Genomic DNA, 12,456 nt, shown 5'->3' on the forward strand with positions numbered 1-12,456 from the left:
AAGCACATGTACGATTGGTTGAACGCCCTGCCCAAGGCAGAACTGCACCTGCACCTTGAGGGTTCTCTGGAGCCCGAGTTGCTCTTCGCACTCGCCGAACGCAACAAGATCGCGCTGCCGTGGAATGACGTCGAAGCCCTGCGCGGCGCTTACGCCTTCAACAACCTGCAGGAATTTCTCGATCTTTATTACCAGGGCGCAGATGTATTGCGTACCGAACAGGACTTCTACGACCTGACCTGGGCGTATCTGGAGCGCTGCAAAGCCCAGAACGTGATTCACACCGAACCCTTCTTCGATCCGCAAACCCACACCGACCGGGGTATTCCGTTCGAAGTGGTGCTGAATGGCATCACGGGCGCTCTGAAAGACGGTCAATCAAAGTTGGGGATCAGCAGCGGTCTGATTCTTAGCTTCCTGCGTCATTTGAGCGAAGAAGAAGCAGAAAAAACCCTCGACCAGGCGCTGCCGTTTCGCGATGCGTTCGTCGCCGTAGGGCTGGACAGTTCGGAAATGGGTCACCCACCCAGCAAGTTCAAACGCGTCTTCGACCGTGCCCGTGATGAGGGCTTCCTGACCGTGGCCCACGCCGGGGAAGAAGGCCCGCCCGAGTACATATGGGAAGCGCTGGACCTTTTGAAAATCCAGCGTATCGACCACGGTGTACGCGCCATCGAAGACGAGCGTCTCATGCAGCGCATCATCGATGAGCAGATTCCGCTGACGGTCTGCCCGCTGTCGAATACCAAGCTCTGCGTCTTCGACGACATGGCAAAACACAACATCCTCGACATGCTTGAGCGTGGCGTGAAGGTCACGGTGAATTCCGACGATCCAGCTTATTTCGGCGGTTATGTCACCGAGAACTTCCATGCGCTGTACACCCATCTGGGCATGACCGAAGATCAGGCGAAACGTCTGGCACAAAACAGCCTTGACGCACGACTGATCAAGCGTTGATCTGACCCCTCCTCAGGCGGCAGCCGCGATCTTGTCGATCTCGCGCTGCCCGCTTGACGAGACTTGCAGGGTGCTCGATTCCTCAGTGATCCGTAGCCAACCCATCTGAATAAAAAGCTGCAACAAACCTGCCCCTAATGCACCGCCCAAATGCGGCGTGAACTCGCTCCTGTCGGCACAGGCACAAACAGTTTCTCGCTGGCGCAAAGCAAGTGCGGGCACATAAATCCCCCGCTCCGCAAACCTCGCCACCCCCACGCTGGTGACCTCGACACGATGCTCCTGTTGCTCGATCCAACCCGCTCCCAGCAGCCGCTGATACAACTCGGCCGCCATATCACCGCCAAGGTGATCACAGCAAATACGCGCCTCACGCAACGGCATGGAAGGCAAAGGTTGCGCAACATTACGGTTGATCTGTGCTGTACTCACGGCCGAGGCGCATGCGAGCGCTTGAAGTGCCGTCGCCACCTGCGGACCCGCCAGACGAAAAAAGCGCTTGCGGCCCCGCACTTCCTGCTTCAATAAACCACCAGTCGCCAGACGCGCCAAATGCGCCCCGGCAGATGATGTCGTCAGTCCTGCAAGCAGAGCCAGCTCACTGGCGGATCGAGCAGTACCGTCCATCAAGGCCCAGATCATTGCACTACGCTTCGGGTCAGCCAGCAATGTTGCAACGTGGCTGATGCAAGGTGCATATTCCATATGTTCACTCCCTGTTGAAACATCGTCTATCGCGATGACATGGTGGCAGTAATACAGTTGTAAACAAGAAGCCAGACCGCTGTAGTCGAGGCCGTAATGAGCCAGTGAAGTAGAACCCTCAGGTGACTGACAGTCTTTAACCAGAAAAGCTCTTCAGACGCCCAGGATATTGATTACTGCACTGGCACGGTATTATCGACTTACGTAAAGGTCTAACGTGGAGCCAGTAAAAGATGCAACGACCCGGCGATCGACCGGGACTTACATAACTATGGTTCCACCAACTCCGGATGATCAGTATAAGCCTTGGAACCTTTCACCCGATCAGGCAAACACACCGTTACATCGGGAGCCTCCAGAATTTCCGGATGAACCTTGCCCAATCTTTCACAAGGGAAACATTCCTGAAAACATCACAAGGATGCCTGTCGAACCCTAGCCACAAAGGCCCTCAACCCCGAAACCAGAAAATCCGTCACATCGTGCACGGCATTTTCCTACAACATAGACAACTAGAAACGCTCAATAAAATAAGACAAATAGTAGAGCCCATGTTCGCAGCTAACGACCATCAATCCTATTTACACTCGTCACTTTCCGAAACGTCCGTAGGATAAATCTACAATACCTGTAGCTACTTACCAGTAACACTGAGGGAATATAAACAGAACTCACCTCAGCATTAATTATCGGCACATGGACAATCAATCTGCATTCATTGGCAATGGATATATTGGAAGCAATCGACTGTCGCCCGGTTGATATAACCGGGTTGGCTCCCGCACACAGGCGGGAGCATCAATCAGGCCTGAGTGACTGACGCGTCGCGCTTTTGCTGCAAGCGTCGAGTCAACACAGACATAGTGACCGCCAGCCCGCCACACAGGCTGATGACCAGAGCCATGGGAACGGCAGTGCCATCGTGCAACACACCGACCAACGCTGCTGCACCGGCAGCCACGCTGAATTGCAGACATCCCAGCATCGCCGACGCACTCCCGGCTCGCGCCCACTGGCCATTCATTGCGCAGGCCGACGCGTTGGGGATGATGCAACCCAGGCTGGCAATGCAGATGAACAACGGCACCAGCAACGGCCAAAGTGCCTCGGTACGCAAACCGGTAATAGCCAGCAACGTCAGCGCCGCAGCCAGATAAATCCAGACCGTACGCGACAGCAGGAACGCCGGGCCTTTCTTGCCTACCAGCCGCGCATTGAGCTGGGCAATCAGAATGAAGCCGGCAGCGTTGGTGCCGAACAACCAGCCGTAGTGCTCCGCGGGCACGCCATAAAGCTTGATGAATACGAATGGCGAACCGGCGATATAGGAAAACATCCCCGCCATGGCGATGCCGCCCGTCAATGCATGTCCGAGGAAAATCCGGTCCCCCAGCAAGCTGCGGTACTGTTTGAACGCCCCCGCCAGTGGCTGACGCGGATGGCTGGCAGGCATGCTTTCAGGCAATCCGAGCGCCACAGCCAAGGATGCCAGTGCGCTGAACGCTGTCAGGCTGATAAAGATGGATTGCCAGCCATATAAATTGACCAGTAACCCGCCGAGCATCGGCGCAAGGATCGGCGCCAGCCCCATCACCAGCATCAATTGCGAGAAGACTTTGGCCGACTGCACCGCATCGCATTTATCGCTGACAATCGCCCGGGAAATCACCATCCCCGCACAACCGCCAAGCGCCTGGACAAAGCGCGCGCCAATAAGCCAATCCAGATTCGGCGCGAAGGCGCAAGCCAGGGAAGCCAGAGTGAACAGCGTCACGCCGAACAGCAGCGGAATCCGCCGACCGAAGCGGTCAGCCACAGGACCATAGGCCAGTTGGCCGATGGAGAGGCCCAGAAAGTAAGAGGCCAGGGTCAGTTGAACGTGTTTCTCGTCAGTGCCAAACGCCAAAGCGATGGCCGGGAAACCTGGCAAGTAGAAATCGATGGCCAAAGGGCCGAAGGCGCTAAGCGCACCGAGAATAAGGATGGTACGAAGGTTCATGAGGCGTCCAGACAGTGCTCGTGCAGCCCGACAGTTTAACCGGGCCCGTGCGGGCTGAGTGTCAGGAGAAGGTAATTACTTCAAAAAGTTTCACGGCCGCGCCCCGTAGGAGATTTCACCTGCGCCGGAGATTCCATATTTTCCCGCAAGTGAGGCCCGACGTGGGACCGGCTTTAGCCGGGAAAGCTGACTATCAGACGACACAGATTCAGCGACTGTCCCGCCCTCTCCCGGCTAAAGCCGGTCCCACACCGAGCGCAGCGCACAGGGATTATTCCAACTCACTTATTTCTGGGTGATTTGCGCCTGATACCCCTCCTCACCAATCAAGCCAATAACCTGTTCGCCGGTCAGATCGCTTTCGACAATTACTTCACCGGTCGGCAGGTCGACTTGCACCAGCGCGCTGGGGTCCTGCTCCTTGATGGCAGTTGTCACCGCTTTGACACAGTGGCCGCAGGTCATGCCTTGAACGTTGAATCGTTGCATGGTGCTACTCCTTCAAACAGGGCTGTGGATCACGATGACGCCATGTTTCACCTTCCCATCATGGCAAGGTCAAGTTTCTCGTTTGTCTGCCGGGCTGGTATTCGGCGCAAGGCTCGGCCAAGCTGCATCATCACCGTTTACATCAGGAGTATCAGCGATGCGCTGGTCAGCATTGAGCCTCTTCGGCATTCTCGGCCTGTTGGCTGCTTCCCCGGCAGTTCAGGCTGATCAGGATTATGGCGTTCTGATCATTTCTCGCGAGCGGCTGGAAGTCGCCTCGTCCTGCGAGATCGGCATCTATATTCAGGACCAGCTCGCGGGCCGGGTGTTCCAGGAACAGTCCGTTTCCTTCAACTTGCCAGCAGGTAACGTCGCGATTCGTCTGCGTGTGCTGCCAGGTGCAGTATTCGGTTGCGACCCCGGCATGGAGGCGCAGAGCAACACCAACATCAAGATTCAAGCCGGCGATATTCTCAAATACCGAATCGCCAGTAGCCTCAATGGCATGTATCTCAAACGCGCCGATCTGAATTATTGATCTGGACTTGACCTTGTCCTCGTGGAAAGGTTGATCCTTGCAGGCAACGGCCTTCAGGGAGAATGAACATGCTCAATCCGCTCAACTTCGATCTGCCGATTTCCGGCATGACCTGCGCCAGTTGCGCAGGTCGGGTCGAGCGTGCGCTGAACAAAGTGCCAGGGGTCAGGACCGTCAGCGTCAACCTTGCCAGTGAACAGGCGCACATCGAGACGGACGGCGGGCCGGACACCGCCACCCTCATCGCGGCAGTCGAAAAAGCCGGATATACCGCGACTGCGCATCAAGACCCGATCGCGAAAGCCGACCAGCAGCTTCGCACACTGACCCGAGAGCGCTGGGCGTTAATTCTGGCGATAGCACTGTCAATTCCGCTGATTCTGCCCATGCTGCTGCAACCCTTGGGGGTTCACTGGATGTTGCCTGCCTGGGCACAGTTCGCGCTGGCCACCCCGGTACAGTTCATTTTTGGCGCGCGCTTTTACGTGGCCGCCTGGAAAGCGCTGCGCGTCGGAGCGGGTAACATGGACCTGCTGGTGGCATTGGGCACCAGTGCCGGGTACGGCCTGAGTGTTTATGAATGGGTCACTGCCGCCCCCGGCGAAATGCCGCGTTTGTACTTTGAGGCGTCAGCGGTAGTCATTGCGTTGGTGCTGCTGGGCAAATACCTGGAAAGTCGCGCCAAACGGCAGACCGCCAGCGCGATCCGCGCGCTGGAAGCCTTGCGCCCGGATCGCGCCCTGCAAGTCATTGATGGTCATGAGCACGACATCGCCATCAGAGCTTTGAAACTGGGCGACCTGGTACTGGTCAAGCCGGGCGAGCGCTTCCCTGTAGACGGCGAAGTGATCGAAGGCCAAAGCCATGCCGACGAAGCACTGATCAGCGGGGAAAGTCTGCCGGTGCCCAAACAGGTCGGCGACAAGATCACCGGTGGTGCAATCAATGGCGAGGGGCGTCTGCTGGTGAAAACCACGGCGCTGGGTACTGAAACGGTTCTGGCGCGCATTATTCGATTGGTTGAAGACGCTCAGGCAGGCAAGGCTCCCATTCAGAAACTGGTGGACCGGGTCAGCCAGGTGTTCGTCCCGACCGTTCTGGTCATTGCCTTTTTTACGTTTGCCGGTTGGCTGGTGGCTGGCGTGCCGATGGAGACTGCGCTGATCAACGCCGTTGCGGTGTTGGTAATCGCCTGCCCCTGTGCGCTGGGGCTCGCAACCCCCACGGCAATCATGGCCGGTACTGGCGTCGCAGCCCGCTACGGCATTTTGATCAAGGATGCCGAGGCGCTGGAGCGCGCTCATGAAGTGACGACGGTGGTATTCGACAAGACCGGCACGCTCACCTCGGGCACACCGCAAATCGCCCACTTCTGCGCCAAAGGCGGCAATGAAGAACAAGTGCTGGAATGGGCTGGCGCTCTGCAACGTGGCAGTGAGCATCCGTTGGCCAAGGCCGTACTGGATGCGTGTCGGGACTGGCACTTGCATCCAGCGAGTATTGAAAACAGTCATGCCCTGCCTGGCGTCGGTATTGCCGGAACGCTGGACGGTCGCGATCTGGCCTTGGGCAACCGGCGAATACTTGAACAAAGCGGTCTGCACATGGAAGAACTGGCGGATGCAGCCCGTGCCTGGGAAGCCGAAGGCCGGACCTTGTCCTGGTTGATCGAGCAGAGCCCGAACCCCGCAGTGCTAGGCCTGTTCGCCTTTGGAGACACACTCAAGCCCGGCGCACAGCAGGCCGTTGAGCAATTGGCCGCGCGCAACATCAGCAGCCACTTGCTCACAGGGGATAACCACGGCAGCGCCAGAGTAGTCGCCGAAGCGTTGGGCATTCGTGACGTACATTCCGAAGTGCTGCCAGCAGACAAAGCCGCGACAGTCGCGGATCTGAAGCGATATGGCGTTGTGGCGATGGTGGGTGACGGCATCAACGATGCGCCCGCTCTGGCTGCCGCGGATATCGGCATCGCCATGGGCGGCGGCACTGATGTCGCCATGCACGCGGCGGGGATTACCCTGATGCGCGGCGATCCGGCATTAATTCCGGCAGCACTGGAGATCAGCCGCAAGACCTACGCCAAGATCCGCCAGAACCTGTTCTGGGCGTTCGTCTATAACCTGATCGGCATTCCATTAGCGGCATTCGGCTTTCTCAATCCGGTACTGGCGGGTGCAGCCATGGCGCTGTCCAGCGTCAGCGTGGTGTGTAACGCCTTGCTGCTTAAAACGTGGAAGCCCAAAGATCCGGGAGCAAAGTCATGAACATTGGGCAAGCCGCGAAACAGAGCGGATTGAGCGCCAAGATGATCCGTTACTACGAAGCTACCGGCCTGCTGCAGGCAGCGCATCGCAGTGACAGTGGCTATCGCCTGTACGGCAAGGACGATCTGCACACTCTGGCATTCATCAAACGCTCCCGGGATCTTGGTTTTTCGCTGGAAGAAGTCGGCAAGCTGCTGACGCTCTGGCAAGACCGGCAACGCGCGAGTGCCGACGTTAAAGCACTGGCCCGCGAGCATATCGCCGAGCTCAATCAAAAAATCGAAGAACTGGCCAGCCTGCGCGATACCTTGCAGGAGCTGGTCGAGCACTGCCATGGCGACGACCGTCCGGACTGCCCGATCCTCAAGGATCTGGCTTCGGGTGGGTGTTGTAGTTAGCAATGATAGAGACCGGTAGGAGCGAACTTGTTCGCGAGACGTGGTAACTGACACCCCGCCTCGCCAACAAGTTGGCTCCTACCGGGACAGCGTGAAACGTCCCCACAAAAAACCCGGCCGAAGCCGGGTTTTTATTAACTGCTGATCACTGCATCCAGGGCGGAGGCGGTTCTTCGGCAGTCTTGTTCGCTGGAGCATCGTCGGCAGCGCGGGCGGCCTGACGGCGGTCTTCGTCCAGGCGCGCAGCTTCGATTTCCCGCAATACGCCGCCAACATCGGCCTCGTCTTCCGGTTCATCAAACTCGCCGGTCAACACCGTCGCTGGCGACAACGTGCCTGCTTCGTAGTACGACCACATTTCCTTGGCGTACTTCGTTTTACGCAACTCAGGCGCAAAGCGGCCGAAGTAGGACGCCATATTGCCCACGTCACGCTCCAGCATGCTGAACGCGTGGTTATTGCCCGCCGCGTCGACCGCCTGAGGCAAATCGATGATCACCGGACCGGTCGGGGTCAACAACACGTTGAACTCGGAAAGATCGCCATGCACCAAACCGGTACACAACATCAGTACGATCTGTTCGATCAAGAAAGCGTGATATTCCCGAGCCTGATCCGGCTCCAGAACCACATCATTCAATCGCGGTGCGGCATCGCCATACTCGTCAGCGATCATCTCCATGAGCAATACGCCTTCGAGGAAGTCATATGGCTTGGGCACGCGAACGCCAGCGCTGGCAAGCCGGAACAGTGCCGCCACTTCGGCGTTCTGCCAGGCATCCTCTGTTTCCTTGCGACCAAACTTGGAGCCTTTGGCCATCGCCCGTGCCTGACGACTGTTACGTACCTTGCGGCCTTCCTGATACTCGGATGCCTGACGGAAACTGCGTTTATTCGCCTCCTTGTAAACCTTGGCACACCGCAGCTCATTGCCACAGCGCACCACATAAACAGCTGCCTCTTTACCGCTCATCAGCGGGCGCAGCACCTCGTCCACCAGACCGTCCTCGATCAGGGGTTCAATGCGTTTAGGAGTTTTCATCAGCTTTTATTGTGGGTCCTTCGTTGCCAAACACGCGATTGTTGCCCGTTATACGGCAATCCTCTGCCAGCGAGTAGTGGGAGCTGACGTTTGATGCGGATAGTTTCTGTCGGAAAAACCCTCATCGTCCCGATATAAAGCAGCTTTCATGCCGTAAGACAGCAAAAAACAAACCGCGCCCACCGGGTAAGAAACTTCGGCGACTGCAAGCATCGCGTACGACAATCGGGCTCAGTTACTGCTTGAACAGTTCACCGGGAGTGAATCCGAACAACCCCTTGAAAGCAGCGATGAATGCCGAGGTCGAGTCGTAACCGCAGGCCAGTGCCGTATTGGTCACGCTGTCACCATTTTCCAGCGCGCCAAGGGATGAAAGCAGTCGCGCACGCTGCCGCCAGCCACGAAAGCTCAAGCCCGTTTCGCGCTGGAACAGGCGCATCAATGTCTTCTCCGAAGCGCCCAGACGTACCGCCCAGTCGTGCAGAGTGATCAACTGGCTCGGGTTTTCGATCAGCTCATTGCACAGCTCCAGCAAACGCGGATGGCGAGGCAATGGCAGCGAGAACCCCACTTCTGGCAGATGCGCCAGTTGGTCCATGAGCACCTGCACAAGTCGCGCCTCGCTGCTGTCCCCCAAGGGATACTCGGCGGGCAAATGACAGAAGCTTTTGATCAGTTCCCGAGCCAGCGGCGTCACCTCCAGAACCCGACAGCGTTGCGGGGCCCAACTTGAATCTTCTTTGCGCACATACAGGCTGCGCATTTCTGCACGCATGGAAGTCACCACTTCGTGCTCCAGCCCCGCCGGTATCCAGACACCCCACTGTGGCGGGGCGAAGAAACTGCCTTCGGCGGTGTGCACGCCCAGAACACCGCTGATCGCGTAGGAAAACTGCACCCACTCATGACGATGCGGCGGCGTCCATGACCCGGCGCTCAAGCTCTCGGCGCGGGCATACAATGGACGCGGCAATTCGCTTAACGCGGGGATCTGTCGCTCGCTGCCGTGACGATGCATAGGATATTGTCCGTTAGCCGTTATGGATTGGCCTTATGTCGCAAGACGGAAGTTTACGAGTGAGTTAGCCTTCGGACATCTATTTTTACAAACAATTGCCGAGCTCTTATGTCTGTCCTCAAACATCTCAAACGCGTCGTCACCGACTGGTTCCTCTGCGGGATGGTCCTGGCCACGGTTCTCGCCTACTTCTTCCCAGGCTTCGGTGCCACGGGTGGCGGCATGCATGCCGAATACGTCGTCAACGTCGGCGTGTTCGTGGTGTTCTTCCTCCACGGCGTCAATCTTTCCAGTGAACAGATCCGGCATGGTTTGAAGAACTGGCGGCTGCACATCATGGTGCAAGTCTTCACTTTCGTGGTGTTCCCGGTCATCTGGCTGGCGTGCGACAAGGCCTTTGGCGCGTACATACCGGCATTGCTGATGCTGGGCTTCCTGTACCTGTGCGCGCTGCCGTCGACGATTTCTTCTTCGGTAGCGTTGACCGGCAGCGCGGGCGGCAACGTTCCGGCGGCCATTCTCAACGCGAGCATGTCCAGCGTGTTTGGCATCTTCATGACGCCATGGCTGGTCAGCCTGGTCATCGGCACCGGTTCTGGCGGTATCGACCTGGGCTCCACACTGCTGAACCTGAGCCTGATGTTGCTGCTGCCACTTATCCTGGGTCAGTTGGTGCGTCCATTGGTGGGCAAGTTTTTCGCCAGACACAAGAAGTACACCAACCTGATCGACAAGATCGTGATCCTGTTGCTGGTCTATGCGGCGTTCTGTAATTCGATGGTGTCGGGGATGTGGCAAACCCAAGGCAACTCGGTCATCGTCATGGCCTTCGCAGGCAGTGCTGTATTGCTGGCGGTGATCCTGCTACTGACCACCGGAACCGCCCGGGTCTTGAAATTCAATCATGCAGACAAGGTGGCAGCGGTGTTCTGTGCGACCAAGAAATCCCTGGCAGCCGGTGCTCCGATGGCAGCGCTGATTTTTGGTAACAATCCGGGCCTGGGTCTGATCCTGCTGCCGATCATGATCTACCACCCGCTGCAATTGATCGTGTGCTCGGTGATGGCCGAGAACTACTCCAACCGGCACAAGCTGCAACTGTCGGCTGAAGCGCTGGAGGAAGCCCGCGCGGCTTGATTGCAGTCTTTTTGGGGATTACGCAAAACCTGTTTGTGATAATCCCCAAAGATAATCCCCAAAATTGGCGCCATGTCGTGGGACCGGCTTTAGCCGGGAAGAGGCCAGTACATCCAACGCACCTTTGTGATCAGAATGCAGCCTTCCCGGCTAAAGCCGGTCCCACGTCAGGTTGCGGGCAAACCTGGAATCCCCTACAAGAAATAGCAGTCCACTTCCAATTCAAGAAATGGCCCTCATCACTGCTCTTGGCGCCATGTCGTGGGACCGGCTTTAGCCGGGAAGGGGCCAGTACATCCAACGCACCTTTGTGATCAGAATGCAGCCTTCCCGGCTAAAGCCGGTCCCACGTCAGGTTGCGGGCAAACCTGGAATCCCTACAAGAAATAGCAGTCCACTTCCAATTCAAGAAATGGCCCTCATCACCGCTCTTGGCGCCATGTCGTGGGACCGGCTTTAGCCGGGAAGGGGCCAGTACATCCAACGCACCTTTGTGATCAGAATGCAGCCTTCCCGGCTAAAGCCGGTCCCACGTCAGGTTGCGGGCAAACCTGGAATCCCTACAAGAAATAGCAGTCCACTTCCAATTCAAGAAATGGCCCTCATCACCGCTCAAGAATCGCCGTAACCCCCTGCCCGCCCGCCGCACAGATCGAGATCAATCCCCGCCCTTCTCCCGCGACGCTCAACAACTTGGCCAGGTTGGCGACGATGCGTCCGCCCGTTGCGGCAAACGGGTGTCCAGCCGCCAATGAGCTGCCTTTGACGTTCATCTTGCTGCGATCAATTGAGCCCAAGGGCGCATCCAGCCCGAGCCGGGTCTGGCAGTAATCCGCGTCCTCCCACGCCTTGAGCGTACACAGCACCTGGGCAGCGAACGCTTCGTGAATTTCGTAATAGTCGAAATCCTGCAACGTCAGACCATTGCGCGCCAAAAGCCGGGGCACGGCATAGGCAGGCGCCATCAGCAGGCCTTCCTTGCCGTTGACGAAATCCACCGCCGCCGACTCTCCGTCACGCAGATATGCCAACACCGGCAGACCTCGTTCCTTGGCCCACTCTTCACTGGCCAGCAGCACCAACGATGCGCCGTCAGTCAGCGGCGTCGAATTGCCCGCGGTCAGCGTGCCTTTGGCACTGCGTTCGAATGCGGATTTCAAACTGGCGAGCTTTTCCAGGGTCAGGTCCGGGCGCAGGTTGTTGTCACGGGTCAGCCCCTGAAAAGGCGTGATCAAATCGTTCTGCCAACCTTCGGCATACGCAGCGGCCATCTTCAGATGACTTTCCAGCGCCAATTGGTCCTGTGCGTCGCGAGGGATATTCCAGGTTTGCGCCATCAATTCGCAGTGCTGCCCCATGGATAGCCCAGTGCGCGGTTCGCCGTTGCGTGGCAGCTCCGGCTTAAGATTGTGGGGACGCAATTGCAACAAAAGTTTAAGTTTGTCGCCCACGGACCTGGCCCGGTTAACCTGCAGCAAAATGTTACGTAAATCTTCGTTCACTCCAATCGGTGCATCGGAAGTGGTATCCACGCCGCCCGCAATGCCGCACTCGATCTGTCCCAATGCGATTTTATTGGCCACCAGCAACGCCGCTTCCAGCCCGGTGCCACAGGCCTGTTGCAGATCGTAGGCAGGCGTCTGCGGGGACAAGCGCGAGCCCAGCACGCACTCGCGGGTCAGGTTGAAATCCCGGGAATGCTTGAGCACCGCCCCCGCCACGACCTCGCCCATGCGCAGGCCATGCAGGTTGAAACGCTCGATCAAACCCTCTAGCGCGGCGGTCAGCATGTCCTGATTGCTCGCGGTGGCGTAAGGGCCGTTGGAGCGAGCGAATGGAATACGGTTACCGCCGACGATGGCGACCCGGCGTGGCTGATTCATTGAAAACTCCCTTTATTGAT

Annotated in this window: 11 protein-coding genes; 5 read left to right on the forward strand and 6 right to left on the reverse strand. The window is 57.7% G+C overall.

Annotation, left to right across the window (positions count from 1 at the left end; translation table 11 throughout):
- Positions 1 to 6 precede the first annotated feature (6 nt).
- A complete protein-coding gene (locus tag CKW31_RS22580) occupies positions 7 to 960 on the forward strand; it encodes an adenosine deaminase (RefSeq protein ID WP_095100355.1) in 954 nt (317 codons plus the stop codon).
- A gap of 12 nt (positions 961 to 972) precedes the next feature.
- On the opposite strand, the gene CKW31_RS22585 is transcribed toward CKW31_RS22580, so the two are convergent.
- The 3 genes from CKW31_RS22585 to CKW31_RS22595 all read right to left on the reverse strand — a co-directional run bounded on the left by CKW31_RS22585 (position 973) and on the right by CKW31_RS22595 (position 4,153).
- Positions 973 to 1,665 carry a helix-turn-helix transcriptional regulator gene (locus tag CKW31_RS22585; RefSeq protein ID WP_095100357.1) on the reverse strand — a complete coding sequence of 231 codons (693 nt, stop codon included), beginning with the start codon at positions 1,663 to 1,665 and terminating at the stop codon, positions 973 to 975.
- 802 nt (positions 1,666 to 2,467) lie between these two features.
- A complete protein-coding gene (locus CKW31_RS22590) occupies positions 2,468 to 3,664 on the reverse strand; it encodes a multidrug effflux MFS transporter (RefSeq protein WP_095100359.1) in 1,197 nt (398 codons plus the stop codon).
- 285 nt (positions 3,665 to 3,949) lie between these two features.
- The gene (locus CKW31_RS22595; protein WP_095100361.1) at positions 3,950 to 4,153 is read right to left on the reverse strand and encodes a heavy-metal-associated domain-containing protein; all 204 of its coding nucleotides are present in this window, start codon (positions 4,151 to 4,153) and stop codon (positions 3,950 to 3,952) included.
- Between the two features lie 157 nt (positions 4,154 to 4,310).
- On the opposite strand from CKW31_RS22595, the gene CKW31_RS22600 reads away from it, so the two are divergent.
- The 3 genes from CKW31_RS22600 (at position 4,311) to cueR (ending at position 7,356) form a co-directional block, all read left to right on the forward strand.
- Positions 4,311 to 4,691, forward strand: a complete 381-nt coding sequence (locus CKW31_RS22600) for a hypothetical protein (protein ID WP_095100363.1) — start codon at positions 4,311 to 4,313, stop codon at positions 4,689 to 4,691.
- Between the two features lie 68 nt (positions 4,692 to 4,759).
- Positions 4,760 to 6,958, forward strand: coding sequence for a cation-translocating P-type ATPase (locus CKW31_RS22605; RefSeq protein WP_095100365.1), 2,199 nt, complete (start codon positions 4,760 to 4,762; stop codon positions 6,956 to 6,958).
- Complete coding sequence (gene cueR, locus CKW31_RS22610) at positions 6,955 to 7,356, forward strand: Cu(I)-responsive transcriptional regulator (RefSeq protein WP_095100367.1); 402 nt, start codon at positions 6,955 to 6,957, stop codon at positions 7,354 to 7,356. Before CKW31_RS22605 ends, cueR begins: the two co-directional genes overlap by 4 nt.
- A 145-nt stretch (positions 7,357 to 7,501) precedes the next feature.
- On the opposite strand, the gene CKW31_RS22615 is transcribed toward cueR, so the two are convergent.
- Both CKW31_RS22615 and CKW31_RS22620 read right to left on the reverse strand, forming a co-directional pair.
- Positions 7,502 to 8,398, reverse strand: a complete 897-nt coding sequence (locus CKW31_RS22615) for a PA4780 family RIO1-like protein kinase (RefSeq protein ID WP_095100369.1) — start codon at positions 8,396 to 8,398, stop codon at positions 7,502 to 7,504.
- Positions 8,399 to 8,633: 235 nt separating this feature from the next.
- Positions 8,634 to 9,440 (reverse strand): helix-turn-helix transcriptional regulator, encoded by an 807-nt coding sequence (locus CKW31_RS22620; RefSeq protein WP_371856809.1) that lies wholly within the window; start codon positions 9,438 to 9,440, stop codon positions 8,634 to 8,636.
- An 84-nt stretch (positions 9,441 to 9,524) separates the two neighbouring features.
- Between CKW31_RS22620 and CKW31_RS22625 the strand changes: the two genes are divergently transcribed.
- On the forward strand, positions 9,525 to 10,553 hold the full coding sequence (locus CKW31_RS22625) for a bile acid:sodium symporter family protein (RefSeq protein ID WP_095100372.1): 1,029 nt from the start codon (positions 9,525 to 9,527) through the stop codon (positions 10,551 to 10,553).
- A 605-nt stretch (positions 10,554 to 11,158) separates the two neighbouring features.
- On the opposite strand, the gene CKW31_RS22630 is transcribed toward CKW31_RS22625, so the two are convergent.
- Entirely contained in the window at positions 11,159 to 12,436 is a 1,278-nt protein-coding gene (locus CKW31_RS22630; RefSeq protein WP_095100375.1) for an acetyl-CoA C-acetyltransferase, read from the reverse strand.
- Between the last annotated feature and the right edge of the window lie 20 nt (positions 12,437 to 12,456).

The organism is Pseudomonas sp. Irchel 3A5 (assembly GCF_900187575.1).
Lineage (GTDB): Bacteria > Pseudomonadota > Gammaproteobacteria > Pseudomonadales > Pseudomonadaceae > Aquipseudomonas > Aquipseudomonas folii.

Coding starts and splice junctions, on each gene's coding strand:
- CKW31_RS22600 (WP_095100363.1), top strand. CDS start 4,311: ATGCGCTGGTCAGCATTGAGCCTCTTCGGCATTCTCGGCCTGTTGGCT.
- CKW31_RS22580 (WP_095100355.1), top strand. CDS start 7: ATGTACGATTGGTTGAACGCCCTGCCCAAGGCAGAACTGCACCTGCAC.
- CKW31_RS22590 (WP_095100359.1), bottom strand. CDS start 3,664: ATGAACCTTCGTACCATCCTTATTCTCGGTGCGCTTAGCGCCTTCGGC.
- cueR (WP_095100367.1), top strand. CDS start 6,955: ATGAACATTGGGCAAGCCGCGAAACAGAGCGGATTGAGCGCCAAGATG.
- CKW31_RS22630 (WP_095100375.1), bottom strand. CDS start 12,436: ATGAATCAGCCACGCCGGGTCGCCATCGTCGGCGGTAACCGTATTCCA.
- CKW31_RS22625 (WP_095100372.1), top strand. CDS start 9,525: ATGTCTGTCCTCAAACATCTCAAACGCGTCGTCACCGACTGGTTCCTC.
- CKW31_RS22595 (WP_095100361.1), bottom strand. CDS start 4,153: ATGCAACGATTCAACGTTCAAGGCATGACCTGCGGCCACTGTGTCAAA.
- CKW31_RS22585 (WP_095100357.1), bottom strand. CDS start 1,665: ATGGAATATGCACCTTGCATCAGCCACGTTGCAACATTGCTGGCTGAC.
- CKW31_RS22605 (WP_095100365.1), top strand. CDS start 4,760: ATGCTCAATCCGCTCAACTTCGATCTGCCGATTTCCGGCATGACCTGC.
- CKW31_RS22615 (WP_095100369.1), bottom strand. CDS start 8,398: ATGAAAACTCCTAAACGCATTGAACCCCTGATCGAGGACGGTCTGGTG.